The organism is Candidatus Solincola tengchongensis (assembly GCF_015711935.1).
Lineage (GTDB): Bacteria > Actinomycetota > Geothermincolia > Geothermincolales > RBG-13-55-18 > Solincola_A > Solincola_A tengchongensis.
This window is the reverse complement of record NZ_JACVJJ010000075.1, coordinates 1-17,558: the sequence shown is the minus strand read 5'-3', so window position 1 is coordinate 17,558 and position 17,558 is coordinate 1. Positions and strand designations below refer to the sequence as shown.

At 63.7% G+C, this 17,558-nt stretch carries 7 protein-coding genes; 1 reads left to right on the top strand and 6 read right to left on the bottom strand.

What is annotated here, in order from left to right:
* From H7007_RS06405 to H7007_RS06380, 6 genes are all read right to left on the bottom strand, one after another.
* The coding region (locus H7007_RS06405; protein ID WP_287154021.1) for an InlB B-repeat-containing protein at window positions 1-7,471 on the bottom strand (7,471 nt) is incomplete at its 3' end.
* A gap of 1,071 nt (window positions 7,472-8,542) precedes the next feature.
* Window positions 8,543-9,526, bottom strand: coding sequence for a diacylglycerol/lipid kinase family protein (locus H7007_RS06400; protein ID WP_287154019.1), 984 nt, complete (start codon window positions 9,524-9,526; stop codon window positions 8,543-8,545).
* Between the two features lie 383 nt (window positions 9,527-9,909).
* Entirely contained in the window at window positions 9,910-10,680 is a 771-nt protein-coding gene (locus tag H7007_RS06395) for a zinc ribbon domain-containing protein (protein ID WP_287154018.1), read from the bottom strand.
* A 755-nt stretch (window positions 10,681-11,435) separates the two neighbouring features.
* Window positions 11,436-12,377: an MBL fold metallo-hydrolase gene (locus tag H7007_RS06390; protein ID WP_287154017.1), complete on the bottom strand. Its 942-nt coding sequence runs from the start codon at window positions 12,375-12,377 to the stop codon at window positions 11,436-11,438.
* Window positions 12,378-12,513: 136 nt separating this feature from the next.
* Complete coding sequence (locus H7007_RS06385) at window positions 12,514-14,556, bottom strand: 3-hydroxyacyl-CoA dehydrogenase NAD-binding domain-containing protein (protein WP_287154015.1); 2,043 nt, start codon at window positions 14,554-14,556, stop codon at window positions 12,514-12,516.
* A gap of 26 nt (window positions 14,557-14,582) precedes the next feature.
* Window positions 14,583-15,773, bottom strand: coding sequence for a thiolase family protein (locus H7007_RS06380; RefSeq protein WP_287154014.1), 1,191 nt, complete (start codon window positions 15,771-15,773; stop codon window positions 14,583-14,585).
* 707 nt (window positions 15,774-16,480) lie between these two features.
* Between H7007_RS06380 and H7007_RS06375 the strand changes: the two genes are divergently transcribed.
* Window positions 16,481-17,558, top strand: a 1,078-nt coding sequence (locus H7007_RS06375) for a radical SAM family protein (RefSeq protein ID WP_287154012.1), incomplete at its 3' end; no start/stop codon positions are given.

Genomic DNA, 17,558 nt, shown 5'->3' with positions numbered 1-17,558 from the left:
AACAGGAGATGTTATAGGTGCGCACGAACTCGGCCACCAGCTCCCGGTCGGATTCGGCCGTGAACTGGTAGGGGTTGGCAGTGGAGACCTCCATCCCGTTCTCCGTCCAGCGGACGAAGCGGTAGCCCGGGTTGGCGATTGCGGAAAGGGAGATCTGGGAACCGCTGACGAAGGTGTTGAACCGCCAGACCCAAACAGAAGTACCGGCGTAAAGGCGGGTTTCGTCTATGAGCAGAGAAAAAGCTCCTACGGCAAGCTGGGTTGGAAGGCCGGCATTGATGGCCCTCCAGGCCGGAGACTCGGCCTGCGGGTCGACGCAGCGGAAGACCCCCGCTGCGGCCGTGCCCGCGTAAAGGCAGGCGCCCTCAGTGGCCAGAGTCCTTACATCGGAAGTGTCAAGGCCCTGATTTATCGCCTCCCACGGCGGATTCGTCCCGTCCGGATTCGGGCATCGCCATACTCCCGTGTTATAGAAGCCCGCGTAAAGGAAAGTTCCGTCATAAGCCAGAGCATTCACGATAGATCCGAGGAATCCCTCCCCTATGTTGGTCCATGCGGGACTTGCCCCTCCCGGGTCGGAGCAGCGGAAGATACCGTTCGACCACGTGCCCGCATAGAGCCTTATCCCGTCGAAGGCCAACGAACTGACATAATAGCCGTTCAATCCTATGTTGGACCATGCGGGGCTCGCCCCTCCCGGGTCGAAGCAGCGGAAGACTCCGCCGTCGGTCGCGGCGTAGAGCCGCGCGCCGTCGAAGAGCAGAGCCCTCACGATGGCGCCGTCCAGGCCTATAGATGCCCAAGAAGGGCTCGTTCCGCCCGGGTCCAGGCAGCGGAAGACCCCGTTCCCCTGTGTTCCCGCGTAGAGGTGGGTGCCGTCAGTGGCCATGCAGAGCACTCTCCCGCCGCCCAGGCCTTCGCTCATGGCCACCCAGGTCGTGTTTTCCGCCCTTGGATCGGGACAGCGGAAGACGCCGTTGCCGATGTTGCCGGGGCCGCCGGTGCCCGCGTAAAGCCGGCCCTCCAACATGACCAGCGAGTTCACGTTCTGCCCGGACATGTAGGGCGTCAACGCTTTCCAGATACTTCCTCCGCTGACCGTCCCCCCGCCGGCAGGCTGCGCCGTGGCGTTCACCGCCACGCTGGCGTTGCCGAAACGGGCCGTGATGGCGCGGTCGGAGGCGGCGCTGAAGGTCCACGGATTGTCCGTGGAGACCTCCAGACCGCCCTCCATCCAGCGGAGGAAGACCCAGCCGTACCTGGGCGCGGAGGAGAGGGTGACCACCTCCCCGTGGGCGAAGGTGTCGTACCGCCAGACGCCGTCTTCGCATCCGGCGTAGAGCTGCTCTCCGCTCCAGGCTAGACTGAGGACACGCGAGTCATCCAACCCGACGCAGTGCCATGCGGACGCCTCCACATCGTAACGCCATACCCCGTTGTCCGACGTGGATGCGTAGAGACCCCTCCCGTCCCAGAGGAGGCGCTCCACGGGGAGGTCCTCCATGCCCGTCAGGCTCCAGGGCTCGCTCGCCGCCGGGTCGTAACGCCACACCCCGTCCGACCGCGTGGCCGCATAGAGGCCGGTCCAGCTCGGGCACAGGGAAGTGACTTCCGCTCCGTCAAGGCCTACCCGCTCCCAGGAGGGGCTTCCTGTGGGGTAACAACGCCAGACGCCGTCATCACAACCGGCGTATAGTGACTCGCCGTCCCAGAGGAGCGCGTTCACGTCCTTTCCCTCCAGGCCGGCAGAGGTCCAAGCGAGGGTCACGGGATCAAAGCGGTAAACGCCGTGCCCCTCCGTGCCCGTGTAGACCAGCACCCCGTCCCAGGCCAGCGCCTTCACCGTGAAACCCTCTCCGAAGGGACCCTGCATCTGGTTTGTGGCAGGAACGTAGCGCAACAGGCCGTGTCCTTGAGTGCCCGCGTAGTAACTACCGCCGCCGGAGCAGAAGGAGATCATGGGATAGGGATCGAATTCATAGCCCTCGGACAGCCTTACCCAAGACTGGTCCTGTGGGTCGTAGCGCCAGAAACCGTTCCCGTCCGTTCCGGCGAAGAGAAGGGAGTCCGCCCAGCCCACGGTGAGGACGGAAACCCCCTCCAGGCCCAGGCGTCCCCAGGTGCTCCCCCCGCTCACCGTACCGCCGCTCTCCGGTTCGGAGGCCACGGAGACGGAGTAGTTGTCCTCCATGACGAACTGCGCCACCAGTTCCCGGTCCTCCTCCGCGGTAAAGGTGTATTCGCTGTCCGTGGAGACCTCCCTTCCTCCCTCCGTCCAGCGGAGGAAGCGCCAGCCGGGGTCGGGAGTGGCGGTCAGGGTCACCTGCTCGCCGTGTGAGGCCGTCTCGTACTTCCACAGGCCCTGGTCGGTCCCCGCGTAGAGGTAGGTGCCGTCCCGGGCCAGGGTGTTGACCACGCGATCTCCCAGCCCTATGCGCTTCCATCCCGCTCCCGTCGAGAGGTCCATGCGCCACACGCCCTGATCCGTGCCGGCGTAGAGGTAATCGGAGTCCCGGGTCAGGGAGCGGACGTCGTAGCCGCACAGCCCCAGCTGGCTCCACTCCGAGGTCGTCAAATCGTAACGCCACACCCCCTGCCTCTCCGTTCCGGCGTAGAGGAAGTCGCCGTCCCGGAGGATGGTGAAGACCCGGTCATGCAGGAGCCCCAGCAGGGTCCACGTCGGGTCCTGCCCTGCCGGGTCATCGCAGCGCCACACCCCGTTGTGATCCTGCTGGTTCCAATACTGGGAACATCCCGCGTATAAAGAGTTACCGTCCCAGGCGAGCGAGCTTATCTTGTAATCCCCGAGCCCGATCTGTGTCCAGGGTGGGAAGGGCCAGACCTCCGGGTCGTCGCACCGCCAAACCCCGTACCCCACTCCCGCATAGAGGAAGCTCCCGTCCCAGGCGTAGGTGAAGGCGCCGATATTCCACAGATCCCTCCAAGTTGGTTCCTCTTCCCACGGGTTGTCGGTGCAGCGGGTCCCGTCATAAGAAGCGACGAGAGAGGTGCCGTTCCAGAAGACGGTCTCGGGTAAGTGCAAGGCGTTCTCTATGTAGGCGATGCGCGCGCACTGGGAGGTGTCCGGATCGTACCGCCATATGCCGCTCTGACCCGCCGCCATATAGATATAGTCGCCGTCCCACGCGGCGGCCTTCACCTCTTCCGATCCCAGGGCGACGGGTGTCCACGCGCTTCCCCCGGAGACGCTTCCCGCCCCCTCCGGGTTCACCGTAGCGACGAGGGATCGGCGGTCGAGGGCGAAGCGGGCCACAAGGTGGCGGTCCCTCCCGGCGGTGAAGGTGTAGGGGTTCTCGAGGGATACGGTCCTCGAACCCTCCACCCAGCCCACGAAATGGTAATTTGTGTAGGGGACGGCCGTGAGGGACACCGGGGAGCCCTCGTCGTAGGTTCCTGCCCCCAGCGCCTCCCCCGCTCCCTCCGGTTCCACGGAACAGGTTATCCGGTAGGTCTTTATGAACTCGGCCTCCAGATCCCGGTCGGAATTCACCGGGAAGGTCCAGGGGTTCCCCGTGGACACCGGGGAGCCGTTCTCCCTCCAGCAGGAGAAGCGCCATCCCTCGTTGGGTACGGCGTTCACCGTCACCTCCTCGCCCGGGGCGTAGAAGTTGCAGCGCCACAAGTTCCCTCCGGACGTCCCCGCGTAGAGGTGGTACCGGTACCAGCAGAGTGACCATATATGCCCCGCGCCGCTCAACCCCATTAACCTCCACTTCGACGTCGACGGGTCGTACCTCCAAACCCCGTGATCGCAGGTACCGGCGTAGATGTACGTGCCGTCCTTGGCCAAGCTGGAGGTCCTCTTTCCCGCCAGCCCCACCTGAACCCAGGAGGGGTCGGCGGCCAGAGGGTTGTCGCAGCGCCACAGGCCGTTGCCCTCCGTCTGCGAATAGTAGTTGTTGCAGCCGGCGTAAAGTGAGCTTCCGTCCCAGACAAAGGACTCCACCATCGGTTCCCAGCCCAGCCCCATGGGGATCCAGGCGGGCGTAGGCCCGCCCGGGTCGGAGCAGCGCTGTACCCCGTAAAAGAGCGTGCCGGCGAAGAGGTTGGAGCCGTCGTAGAGAAGGGCGTTGATGTCAATTGTTTCCAGGCCTATGCACCTCCAGGCGGGATCGCTCCCCTCGGGACTGTCGCATCGCCATACTCCTCCCCAGTCCCCGAACACTCCCGCGTAAAGGCGCTCGCCGTCCCATGCCAGTGTGCCGACATAACGCGTGAAGTTCATCGAGCTCCACTCGCCGGTGGACAGACGACAACGAAGCACGCTTTTATATCCACCCTGCGTTCCCGCCGCATAAAGGTAGGTATCGGTATAGACGATGGACCTGACCTGCAGTCCTTCCGGGCCCATCCAGCCCCATCCGCCGCTCCCCGGATCATATCTCCAAACCCCGTTCCCGGTCCCCACGTAAAGGTAAGGGCCTCCCTCGGCCATCGGATAATACCAGCCTCCGACGCCCAGGCCCGCCCCTTCCCAGGCGCTGCCCCCGGTGGCCGTCCCTCCTTCCAACGGGCTTGAGGAAATGGAAACGAAGTAACGGTCGCCGGCGAAGCGGGCCTTCAGATCCCGGTCGCGCAGGGCGTAGAAAGCGTAGTCGGACCTCGGGCACACAGGGGCGCCTTTATCTATCCAGTAGAGGAAGTGGTAGCCTGCGTTGGGGCTCGCTTCCAAGTCAACCGGGTAACGGTAGGGATAGCTTCCCGCCCCGGAGACCGTTCCCGAACCCGGAGGCTCTGCCGCGGCGGCGATGACCACGTCCCTCGGGTGGCCGAAGAGGATGGTCCCGGAATCCCCCACCACGCAGACGTGGTTCTGCCCCATCCCGGCGACCGCCTTGAGGTGCGCTGTGGTGCCGCTTCCCCCGGAACTCCACCCGTAGCCGTCGGAGAATAGGAACGCGCCGTTGTTCCCGACCGCGCAGACGTAGTTCTCGTTGAGGGCCGCGACACCGAAGAGCCATTCCGACGTACCGGCCGCCTGAGGCAACCATCCACTGCCGTCGTAGAAGAGGACGGTGCCGCCGGATCCCACCGCCCAGACGTGGCTTGCGTCCAGGGCGGAGACGCTGGCCAGGAAAGTGGTGGTGCCGCTGGTCTGCGCGGACCAGGAGGTCCCGTCGTAGAAGAGGATTGTTCCGTTGCCACCAACCGCCCAGACGTGGCTTGCGTCCAGGGCGGAGACGCCGTAAAGGTGTTGGGTGGTAACGCCGCTCGCCTGAGCGGTCCAGGTGGAGCCGTCGTAGAAGAGGACGGTGCCGGAGTTCCCAACCGCCCAGACGTGGCTTGCGTCCAGGGCGGAGACGCCGTAAAGATGTTGGGTGGTAACGCCGCTCGCCTGAGCGGTCCAGGTGGAGCCGTCGTAGAAGAGGACGGTGCCGGAGTTCCCAACCGCCCAGACGTGGCTTGAGTCCAGGGCGGACACTGAGTTTAGGCGTGCGGTCGTGCCGCTCTTCTGCGAATCCCAGGTGGAGCCATCGTAGAAGAGGACGGTGCCGAGGTCTCCCACTGCCCAGAGGTGGGTGGGATCGAGGGCGGAGGCGCCAGTGAGGTTCCGTAAAGTTCCGCTCGCCTTTGTGCTCCAATAGGTGAAGAGGAGGATGGTGCCGCCGGTTCCCACCGCCCAGACGTGGGTGGGATCATAGGCGGAGACGGAGTTGAGGTCCTGGGTGGTGCCGCTCCCCTGCGGCGTCCAGGAGTTGCCGTCGTAGAAGAGGATGGTGCCGCTGGCTCCCACCGCCCAGACGTGGGTGGGATCGAGGGCGGAGACGCCGTAAAGGTTTTGGGTGGTAATGCCGCTCCCCTGAGCGGTCCAGGTGGAGCCGTTGTAGAAGAGGATGGTGCCGCCGGATCCCACCGCCCAGACGTGGTTTGCGTCCAGGGCGGAGACGCTGGTCAGGAGGGTGGTGGTACCGCTAGTCTGCGTGGACCAGGAGGTGCCGTCGTAGAAGAGGATGGTGCCGCCGGTTCCCACCGCCCAGACGTGGGTGGGATCGAGGGCGGAGACGCCGTAAAGGTTTTGGGTGGTAATGCCGCTCCCCTGAGCGGTCCAGGTGGAGCCGTTGTAGAAGAGGATGGTGCCGCCGGATCCCACCGCCCAGACGTGGTTTGCGTCCAGGGCGGAGACGCTGGTCAGGAGGGTGGTGGTACCGCTAGTCTGCGTGGACCAGGAGGTGCCGTCGTAGAAGAGGATGGTGCCGCCGGTTCCCACCGCCCAGACGTGGGTGGGATCGAGGGCGGAGACGCCGTAAAGGTTTTGGGTGGTAATGCCGCTCCCCTGAGCGGTCCAGGTGGAGCCGTTGTAGAAGAGGATGGTGCCGCCGGATCCCACCGCCCAGACGTGGTTTGCGTCCAGGGCGGAGACGGCGTAAATGTGTTGGTTGGTGCCGCTCACCTGCCCCGTCCAGTAGGTCCCGTTGTAGAAGTATACGGTACCGAAGTCCCCCACCGCCCAGACGTGGCTTGCGTCCAGGGCGTAGACGGAGTTGAACCTACCGCCGTATCCGGTTCCCTGCAACGACCATCTGGCCCCGTCGTAGAAGAGGACGGCGCCGCTGGAGGGCCCCACCGACCAGACGTGGGTTGGATCGAGGGCGAAGACGGAGTTGAGGTTCTCCGTTGTCACGCAATCCCAAATCACCCAAAACGCTTCTTCGTAGAAGAGGACGGTGCCGGAGTTCCCCACCGCCCAGACGTGAGTGGGATCGAAGGCGGAGACGGAGTTGAGGTCCTGGGTGGTGCCGCTCCCCTGCGGCGTCCAGGAGTTGCCGTCGTAGAAGAGGATGGTTCCGCCAGATCCCACCGCCCATACGTGGTTTGCGTCCAGGGCGGACACCGCGTTTAGGTGTGCGGTCGTGCCGCTGGCCTGCGCTGTCCAAAACTTCCCATCCCAGAAGAGGATTGTGCCGTAATTTCCCACCACCCAGACGTGATCTTTGTCCAGGGCGGAGACGGACTTTAGGTCCTGGGTGGTCCCGCTCTCCTGCGCCGTCCAGGAGGTGCCGTCGTGGAAGAGGATGGTGCCGCCGGCTCCCACCGCCCAGACGTGGGCGGTGTCAAGGGCGGAGACCGAGTTGAGGTCCTGGGTGGTCCCGCTCTCCTGCGCCGTCCAGGAGGTGCCGTCGTGGAAGAGGATAGTTCCGGAGTCTCCCACCGCCCAGACGAGGGCGGTATCAAGGAAGGAGACCGAGTTGAGGTCCTGGGTGGTCCCGCTCTCCTGCGCCGTCCAGGAGGTGCCGTCGTGGAAGAGTGTGGTGCCGCCGGCTCCCACCGCCCAGACGTGGGTGGATTTATGGGCGGAGACGGAATGGTAATCCGTGGGCTCACTCTCCCAAACGAAATCGATCGCCGCCGAAGCCTGCAGCGGATGGGAAAAGAAGATGGCGGCGGCAATAACGAGCAGGGCCGCCAAGGTGGCAGCGCCCGCCTTTCGTAACCTCTCCTTCGGCATCATCCTCACCACCCTTTACCCTCGTTAACAGGCACACAAAACGCTTCACAGGCGAGCGGTGTCCTTCCCGTAAAGCCCCACGAAGGTCTCTCACCCCTATTCAAGAGAGCCGTCGCCTCAGCCACTGCGACAAGCTTATGAAACCCCCCGTCACCTGGACAGCCACACGGGCTGTAGTTTTCTCCCAGAAATATCCTCCTATCCTCTCAACCCTTCCAAGTCAATTCTCCTGTGGTGAGCAAACAAGCCGTATGAACGTACTTGACTGCTAGTATCCGGTTTTAAAGAGATCTTGCGATGCCGCATGCCTCGACAGAGGTCCTGGGCAGGAATACAGCGGGAGGCGATAGGAGAAACCGGATAAGAGCCTGCAGTGCGATTCGTTCCCGAAAGGTGAGTGAGTCTTCCCGAAGCCGGCACTACTTGAAGAAGACATCGTAACCTCTTTTTATAGCCAAGACCTCACGAAGTAGTCCGCATAAAAACCACCCTTTCAGGCAAGTTATCCAGCCCATGTTTCGGCCACCTGAAAGAGAAGTCCTTTTATATTCTATATGGGCGGCATCGAAGCATCAATCGAATCAAGGCTTGAAGCCCGCCTCTGTGCATGCTTTTCTCGTCTACCCGACACACCTCGCTCCCGAACCAGGGGCGGCACCATTTTTAGGTCTAGGGTTGAAAGGAATTGCCTTTCGTTCTGCCGATCAACTTTTTCCCAGAAATATATGGGTCGCTCGACCTCCCAAGGTGGCAGCGCCTACCGGAGAGACGCGAAACTCGATCTAGAGGCCATCTCCTGGCGAAAACGATCTCCTCTCGCCCAGGAGTGGTTTTTGCGAATCGGCGCCTTCTCTCGTCTGAGGGCACTGGTACCTCCCTCATACCGAGGAACCCGGCTTGGTGACCCTCACCCCCTTACTTTATTTCTGAGAACCCGGACACGGCGATTTTGCCTTATAAACGAGAGGGCGCGAATCTCCTCCGACGCCAAGCGCACCGGGAAAAGGCGAAGCAAGGACTCCATAAGGAACACGATGGAAACTCCCATATATTGTCCCGACGTGGTCGCTTGCCCTACGAGGGCGGCATTAGAACCCGCACCGTGGGGCCTCGCTCCACGGTCAGGGTGTAGGGCTCCTCGAGCTCGAAGACCTCCCCGTCAAGGCTGTACCCCTCGCGGCATTCGATGAAGACTCGCCTGGCCCTCTCGTTGAAGAACTCCTCCCGAGGGTAAGGAGGCTCCGCGCCGCGGGCCCAGAGCAGCCTGGGGAGGCGACCCACCATGCGGAAGAAGGGGACGTTGGTGGCCAACACGTAGAAGTCACCCTCCCCCACGTCCCGGAAGGCGTCAAAGGTGATCACCACCACCTTGAATATCACCGCCAGGATAACGGTGAAACGGTCCCCGGGCATCTCGTAGTCGTCGATGACCAGCCGTGCGGGGGTCATGCCGAAGACGTCCTTGTAGCGGGTCAAGCCCGTGGCGCCCCCGATGGTGCATTTGGTGAAGAGGGCCGCCGCCGCCAGGGGGCCTCCCTTGGTGTCCCGGTAATAGACGCGGTGGAAGCGGTAGAGAGCTCCGTGGCCGAAGAAGAACCCGTACTCCCTCTCCTCGTGCTCCCCGACCCTCCTGGTCACCCGCAGGGTTGGGACTTGAACGCAGGGCGTCTCCCCGCCGCCCTCCACCGCGCGCAGCGCCCGCTCCATGAGCTCCGGCGTGCTACCCTTGATGCCCAGATGGTCGGCGAGGAGGTTCATGGTCCCTCCCCGCAGGGGGAAGATGACCGGGAGGTTGTCCTCGTCCTCCCCGAAGCGGTTCACCAGCCGGGTGAGGGCCCGCTGCACCGTGCCGTCCCCACCGTTGAGGCAGATGACCCTCTCGCCCCGGGAGAGGATGCGGTCCATGGCCCCGTCGATCTCCTCCATGGTCTCCGTCTCCACTACCAGGCCTCGGTCCCCCACCAACTCCGGGAGGTGGTAACGCTTGTATCGTCCGTAACGGTTCTTTCCCGCCTCCACGTTGGTGATGACGGCGATACCCAGGAGGGGGAGGCACAAGGGAAGGAACGAGGGGCTATGCGCTGCCGCACCCTTCGCGCAGGTAAAAATCACCGCTATGAGGACGAGCCCGGCTGAGAGGCATGAGGGATGATAAAGCCGTTTTTTAAGCCGGCTCATCCCACTTCCGCTTTTTTGCATATCACTCGTGGGAAGCCGTCAACAACCTTTCAAGGGAGATACTAACACCTCATCCTGCGCTTGAACAGATAAAACCCACACGGTGTAGCCATGCTTTGCTACTGCGCCTCGATTCAAGGGACCCATCCCGCTCCAGAAGCAAGGCCTTGTTCCTCAGAACGTTTAAAACGGCTTCCTGCTCGGGACATGATGTATCCCGCCAGTCCCCCACGTAAAACCATAAAAGCGCAACGGCTGCCTGCTCACCCGGCCAGGGACATGATGGACCCGACCAGTCCCAGTAGGGAAAAGATGATGAACACATATATCCCCGACCCGGCGGAGATCATATCCGCCCCGCCCGGACCGCGCAGGATGCTGGAGAGGTTGGTTATCGCCACCCCAAGGGAGATTATACAGAAGGGCAAGGCCAGACCCGCCGGCCATTTCCGGCGCGAGGCCAGCAGGACGACGGCCAGGAAGGCCAGGAGCACTCCCAGGATGAGGGAGACCAGCCCGCTGAAGAAGGGGTAGCCGTTCCCGTAATCGAAGAAGAGGTTGTCCATCCGGAACTGCTCCTTGGTCACAAAATCCATCCCGCTCACCGAGCCGAAGCCGAAGGGTCCCGATATCCAGGGGAGGAAGGAGCTGATAAGGACGAGCAGGCCGGCCAAGACCAGGACGCAGGCGCCGACCCAGAAGACCGGCTTCCTCTTGCCTGTGCCGGAAGCCGCCCGCGCAGGGTAGGCCACGCCCACCGCGGGCCGATATGCGGCGCCGGGAGCAGCGGGTGCGGCGATCCCGGGAGGGGTCGTGGCGGCCGTCCCCGTAGGCGGGTAAGGCGGAACCGCCGCCTCCGGGGGCGCCGCCGGGCCCGGAGGCGGAGGGGGCGGTTCGGCCGCTCCCCCCGGGGGGCTGGGGTAGGGCGGCGCGGTCTGTGTCTCCTGCCGTGCCGCCTGCAAGGCGGTTCCGCAGTTCACACAGAATCGCGCGTCGTCGCGGTTCTCCTGTCCGCAATGCGGGCAAAAACCCATCTACACCACCCCCAATCGGAACCGGTCGATTTCCCGACGCCTTCCCGTCAAACGGCGGTCATCCTGCTACCTGTCAAATCCAGGCCGGGGATAAGACGTTAAAGATACAAGCCTAAAGATTCTTCGCCGGCATGGCGGCTTTCCCTTCGTCCCCCGGGATCGCGCTTCCGCAACCCGGCTCACGCCACAATGATCAGCCCGTTCACGTGTAGGTATATTTTTCCGGCCCTGCTCCGGCGCATGACGGGCGAGTGCCTTGGCCTCCCTTCCTCCGCCGACCCCCTACCCACGGGTTATTTTCCCTCGCGTCACGACAAGCCGCAGCCACGCACGGAAACGCTTCCCCTTACTCCGACTTTATCTTAAAGAAAGCCGCTTGTCACCGATTATACTTGGCGCGAGCATCTTGGGCGATCGTTCCTGACGTCAACCGCCTCCCGCATGGAAGGAAAGAAAAAAGCCGCACCTCACGTCACCTCAAGCCGGCGGACGCCCGATACGCGGCATTCCCCACACCCGCGAATCAAGTCGTTTTCCCGGGAGCCCTCGTCACAGGGGGAGGCCCGTTCGGCGGGCATAAACGAGTATGGCGGCCGGAAGCAGCGCCACAAAACCTATCTTGGCGGAGAAACTTATGTCCTCCCGCTTCTCGCCTAACCCGAGAAAGGCGAAGTTCGCGAGGGATAGCGATTTCCTCATGCCAAGTCGCTCCAGGAATCCAGTGGAGATGACGCCCCCCTATCTTTCGTGCCCGGTCAACCTCTTTCCAGCAGCTCGACCAGGAAACCCCCCTCCGGGCCGTGACAACGGACCCTGCCCTCCGCCTCCAGCTTGTCCAGGTGGCACTGGATTATCTGCGGACCCGGAAAAAGATGGATGAGCTGGTTCTTGAAGATACGCTTCACAAGGTCAGGAAAGGGGAGCGGTTCCGCCGTCAGTTCTCGGACAATCTTCTCCTCGCGTCGCAAGAGGTAGGCCCTGGTCCTGGCAATCTCCTCCGCGGGCCGAACGCTCACCCCGCCGTGGGAGGGCACAAGAAACCCGGCGGGCAGTACGGCCAGCCTCTCCAGCCCCTCCAGGAACCCGATGAGCCCCCCGGAGTCCGGAGCGTACCAGGCCACCACCTCGCCCACGGCGTCGGCGGAGAAGAGCATGCCCGTCCTTTTCTCGAAGAGGGAGACCAGGCCGTTGGCGTGACCTGGAGTTTCCACAATCTGGAAGCAATATCCGCCCAGCCGGAGCTCCTCTCCCGGCAGAAGCCGGTGAGTGGCCTCGGCGCTGGCCATGGGGCAGAGCCCCCGGAAGTACTCGATGATGTCCGCCCGCTCCCGCGGGATCTCCGCCATCCCGTAGCGGAAGGGGATGTCCATGCCGAAGGTGTGGTTGAGGCGCGAGGGATCGGCGGCCAGAGGCATCTCCACCGGGTGGAGGAAGATGCGCGGGTTCGCCTCCTCCAGGAGAAAACGCATGGCCCCCATATGATCCGGATGGGCGTGGGTGAGGACCACGGTATGCACGTCGTCAATCTCGAAACCGTGGGAGGAGAGGAAATCCTTCAGCCGCAGGTAGGTCTCCTCGTGCCCGCACCCCACGTCCACCAGGGATACCCCGTCGGAATCCTTTATGGCCAGGACGTTGGCCGATGCCGGCCATACGGTCTCCTTATCGCGGTGCAGAAAGATGCCTTCGGGCAACATGGAGTCATTTCTTGAAACTTGCATGCTCAGCTCGACTTGCCTTCCTGGGATTGAGTCTTGCAGGGGTAATTCTATCAAGTACTGACCCCATAAAGAAGCGGCCCCCGCGAGGGGGGCCGCTGTCTACCTTCTTCCCTCAGTCCTCCGGGTGGAACTTCTTGCCGCGAGCCTTCTCGGAGTACCCCGCGTAATCCAGGTACTTGGTAAGCCCGCCCATGTAGAAGGGGTAGCCGGCGCCGAATATCATGCAGATGTCGATCTCCTGCGGGGCGCCCACCACGCCGTCCTCCAGCATGTGCCAGGCCTCGTCGGCCAGGGCCAGGCTCACCCGGTCGCGCATCTCCTCCGGCGTGGCCTTCTTCGGCGGGTCGGCCTGCTTCCAGAACTCACGCACCTCGGGGTCCACCTCGCCGTCCGGGCCATACACGCCGGGCTTCTTGCGGGCCACCAGCTCCCTGAGGTTGTCGCTCACGAAATAGCGCTCGGGGAAGGCGGCGGCCAGGGTCTCCGTGGCGTGCATGGCGATGGCCGGGCCCACCAGGGCCAGGAGGGCGAAGGGGGGCATGGGGGTCCCCAGGGCCCATAGGGCCTGGTCCACATCCTTGAAGTCGTTGCCCTCATCCACCAGCTTGATGGTCTCCACCATGGAGCGGATGAGCAGGCGGTTGACCACGAAGGCCGGGGCGTCCTTGCACAGAACGCACCGCTTGCCCAGCTTCTTTCCCACGTCGAAGGCGGTGATCAGTGTGGGGTCGTTGGTCTTCTCCGCTTTGATGATCTCCAGGAGGGGCATGGCCGCCACCGGGTTGAAGAAGTGGAAGCCCACCACCCGCTCCGGGTGCTTGAGGTCGGAGGCCATCTCCGTCACCGAGAGGGAGGAGGTGTTGGTGGCCAGTATGGCCGTCTCCGCGATATGCTCCTCTATCTCTCCGAAGACCTGTTTCTTTATAGGCATCTCCTCCAGGACGGCCTCGATGATGAAGTCGCACTCCGCCATATCCTTGTAGTCCAGGGTGGGCTCCACCAGGCTGAGCAGCCAGGGCACCCGCTCCTTGTCGATGCGCCCCTTCTCCGCCTGGCGGTTGATCTCCTGCTGGATGTAGTTCACGCCGCGGTCCACGAACTCCTGCTTGATGTCCTTGATGACCACGGGGATCTGCATGCGGCGCAGGAAGAGCACCGCAAGTTGGCTGCCCATGAGCCCGGCGCCCAGGATGCCCACCTTGCGCACCGGAAGCGGCTGGCCCTCCGGGACCCCCACCGGCTTGCGGGCCCGGCGCTGGGTGAGGTCGAAGGCGTAAGCCCCGGCCTGCATCTGGGGGGAGGGGATGAGCTCGCCCAGGGCCTCGTCCTCCAGGGCGAACCCCTCGTCGATGGTGATGTCCCTGGCCTTGGCGATGATGTCTATGGCCATGTAGGGGGCGCGGGAGTTACCGTGCACCTTGGAGTCGGCGAAGGCCTTGGCCTGTTCCACCAGGGAGTCCAGGTTGGACCAGTCGGGCTCCGGCCTCTCCACCTTCTCCTTGCCCAGGACCAGGTCCACGGCGAACTGCACGCTCTTGTCCAGGAGGTCCACCGGCTCGAACATGCGGTCCATGATGCCCATGTCCAGGGCCTCTTTGGCCTTGATCATGCGGTTGTTGTTCAGGGCGTTGTAGATGATGACCTGGATGGCCTTCTCCGGACCCACCAGCTTGGGGAGCAGGGTGGTCCCGCCCCATCCGGGGATGAGGCCCAGGAAGCATTCCGGGAAGCCGATGTGCTCCACGCTGGAGGCCACGGTGCGGTACTTGCAGGCCAGAGCGATCTCCAGCCCCCCTCCCAGGGCCACTCCGTTCACCGCGGCCACGGTGACGAAGGGGAGGTCTATGATGCGCTTGAAGGCGGCGTGCCCCGCCCTGGCTATCTCCATGGCCTGTTCTTTGGTCTTCACCTGGGGGACCTGGGTGAGGTCGGCCCCGGCGGCGAAGATGAAGGGCTTGCCGGTGAGGACCATGGCCTTCACGTCGCCCTGGGCCTGGATGCGGTCCAGGCACTCGTTGAGGCTCTGCATGGCCCCGAAGCCGAAGGTGTTGGGCTTGCGGTAATCCTCGCCGTTGTCCATGGTCACTATGGCGACCTTGCCGGCCGGCGAGTCGTAGTAGGTCTCCTTGAAGTGGGTGACCAGCTCCTCGGGCATCGCTTCCTCCTTTCCTTATCCCTCGATCAGTTCTGGACGTTCTCCCAGATCATGGAAGCGCCCTGTCCCAGGCCCACACACAGGGTGGCCAAGCCGTACTTCAGCTTGGGGTTCTCCTCGAACTGGTAGGCCAGGTGGGCCAGGAGGCGTCCACCGGAGGAGGCCAGAGGATGCCCGTAGGCGATGGCCCCTCCCCAGGGGTTGAGGCGCGGATCGTCGACCAGCTGCATCCCGAACTCCTTCATGAACACCACGCACTGCACGGCGAAGGCCTCGTTGAGCTCGATGACGTCCAGGTCGTCGAACTTCATGCCCGCCCTCTCCAGCACCTTCTTGGTGGCGGGCACCGGCCCGAGCCCCATGATCTCCGGCTTCACGGCGGCGAAGGCGTACTGCACCAGCCGCATGCGGGGCTTGAGCCCGTATTCCTTGACCGCCTTCTCCGAGGCCAGGATAACGCCGGCGGCGCCGTCGTTGAGCCCGGAGGCGTTGCCCGGGGTGACCCTCCCCTTGACCCGGAAGGGGGTGCGCAGGTCCTTCATGCCTTCAAGTGTGGCATCTGGGCGCGGCTGCTCGTCCCTGTCCGCCACCTTCCAGCCGTTTCCCGTCCACACGGTCATGGGCACCAGGATCTTGGCGATCTTCCCCTCGTCCAGTGCCTTCTTGGCCTTCTGCTGCGACAGGAGCGCGTACTCGTCACAGATGTCCTTGGTGATGTCGGGATACATGTCGTGCAGGTTCTCGGCGGTCATGCCCATGTTCAGGGCGCTCTGGTCCACCAGCTTCTCCGCCAGGAAGCGGGGGTTGGGGTCCGCTCCCTGCCCCATGGGGTGACGGAACATGTGCTCCACGCCGCCGGCGATAATCAAGTCGGCGGCGCCCACCTGTATTTGAGAGGCCCCGAAGGCCGCGGCGGTAAGGGCGCCCGAGCACATGCGGTCCACGGCGCAGCCCGGCGTGGTCACAGGCAGCCCGGCCAGGATGGCCGTGGTGCGCCCGATGGTCAGGCCCTGGTCCCCCCACTGGGTGGAGGCGGCCCAGATGTTGTCGTCGATCCTGTCTCTGGGCACCTCGGGGTTCCTCTCCAGGAGGGAGCGGATGACCTTGACCACCATGTCGTCGGCCCTGGTCTGGGCGAAGATGCCGTCCGGCCGCGCCTTCCCGAAGGCCGTCCGGCAGGCGTCGATGAGGTAGACTTCCTGCAGTTCCCTGGCCATTACTTACCTCCTTCACCTGTAAAAGGATTGCGGTACGGGATGATCTTTCCGCCCGGAATGTATTTCAAGGGGACGCGCCGGAAAGGTGACGGGTCCCGCTTCTGACAAAAGTGGGAGGATTGGGTGCGGAGCGATAGCTGCTTCGTCCATGGCTGCGACCTTACCCTGGTTATTAACTCGAACCGCCGCGAAACATTATAGATTTACCGGAGGGGAATGGCAACAGAGGCAGCTGCCGACAGGGCGGCAAACGCGTCCGGCGTCGGGCGGACGGTCGGGGTGAAATCGCCCCTTTCTCTCCCAAATTCCACAGGGCCGAAATACTGACACAGCGGGATCGGCCCGGAACTCCACGCCGGTGGGAAAAATTCCCCCGTGCGTCAAGGGGTATAGGCGGAAACGCACAACGGCACAAGCGTTCCGCGGGAAAACGCTCCCCCCTCCAGGCCAGAGGTTCCCGCGTCGTTTAGCTGCACACCATTCGCAACGAAAAAGCCCGAGGGGCCTCCCTCTCATCCCTCCGTTCTTGGAGCCGAAAGGCCAGCCCGGACGGGAGCAGCGCCGTAGCCCTACCGCTTCTCCTGCTCTTGAGAGTATATGAAATCACTGCATACTTCCCGAGAGGAAGACGGGAGTCTATCCTTCTTCTTCGGCGAAAACGCCGCCTTCGGGATGAACCCGCCGTTCCCTTCCCTTATCATGGAACCATGGACGTCATGCTCGTGGAACGCAGGTCTCCCACCCTGCACGACTTTCCTTACCGCGGCCCGGGGCGCAAGTGCTACCACAAGTGGATACTGAACGTCACGCCCCCGGGGAGGCCGCATTGCACCCACAGCTGCCTGTACTGCTATGCCAGGGATGCCGTATATTCCCGTTCATCCGATTCCAGCATGCAGGTGTACTCAAATCTGGCCGAGGTGGTGGAGAGGGAGCTCTCGGCGCTTGAGCTCTGCCCGCCCATCTCCATCTCCAATGTCACCGACCCCTGCCAGGCGGTTCCGGAACTCAGGCGGGTGATGCTCGAGCTGATACGGGTGCTGGTGCGCTGGGGAATAAGTTTTCATATGATAACCAAAGGTGATCCCACCTTCCTCGACCCCGTGGAGGGTTTTCCGGGCGGCGGCTACTTCTTCCTGGAGGTAACCATCGAGGGTCCGCCCGAAGTGCTCCGCCTGCTATCCCCGGCTGCGCCCCCTTATGAAAAGAGGCTGGAAGCCCTGTCCTGGGCCACCTCCAGAGGATTGCCCGCCACCCTCCGCCTGGACCCCTTCATTCCCCACCTCTGGAGGGCAACCTACGGTGCGTATTGGGACGAACGCCTGGAGGAGTTGCTCCATGACGCCTCCCTCGCCGGCGCCCGCCATGTGGTGAGCTCAACGGGCCGCTTCACCGCGGCCACCCGCAAGGCACTGGCGGAAGCTGTTGCTACCCGCTCCGCGCTGGAGGCCCGCCGCCTCATGGAGGACTACATTTTCGACCGTTCCGCGACCTCCGGCGGTTACATGCTCCCGACCGCCGGACGGCTGCAGTTCCACCGCCTCGCCGCCTCCCTGTCCGGCAAGCTGGGCATGACCTACGCCGTATGCCAGGAATTGCCGTCGGAGGCCGCCGATTCCCCCGGTCTCCCTCACTGCGAGGCTTTCCCCATGCCCTTCTCGCGCCGCACCGGTCCGGGGAGGTTCTCGCCGCTCGAGGGTTGCACCGCCAACTGCCACGTGCACTGCTTGGGGTCGGCTGATCCTCCCTGTGGGAGGCCGGAGCTTGCCCGCCCCGAACCCTTCC

Bases quoted from the DNA above. Each gene is read 5' to 3' on its own strand.
- H7007_RS06395 (WP_287154018.1), bottom strand. From the start codon at position 10,680: ATGGGTTTTTGCCCGCATTGCGGACAGGAGAACCGCGACGACGCGCGA.
- H7007_RS06390 (WP_287154017.1), bottom strand. From the start codon at position 12,377: ATGTTGCCCGAAGGCATCTTTCTGCACCGCGATAAGGAGACCGTATGG.
- H7007_RS06385 (WP_287154015.1), bottom strand. From the start codon at position 14,556: ATGCCCGAGGAGCTGGTCACCCACTTCAAGGAGACCTACTACGACTCG.
- H7007_RS06380 (WP_287154014.1), bottom strand. From the start codon at position 15,773: ATGGCCAGGGAACTGCAGGAAGTCTACCTCATCGACGCCTGCCGGACG.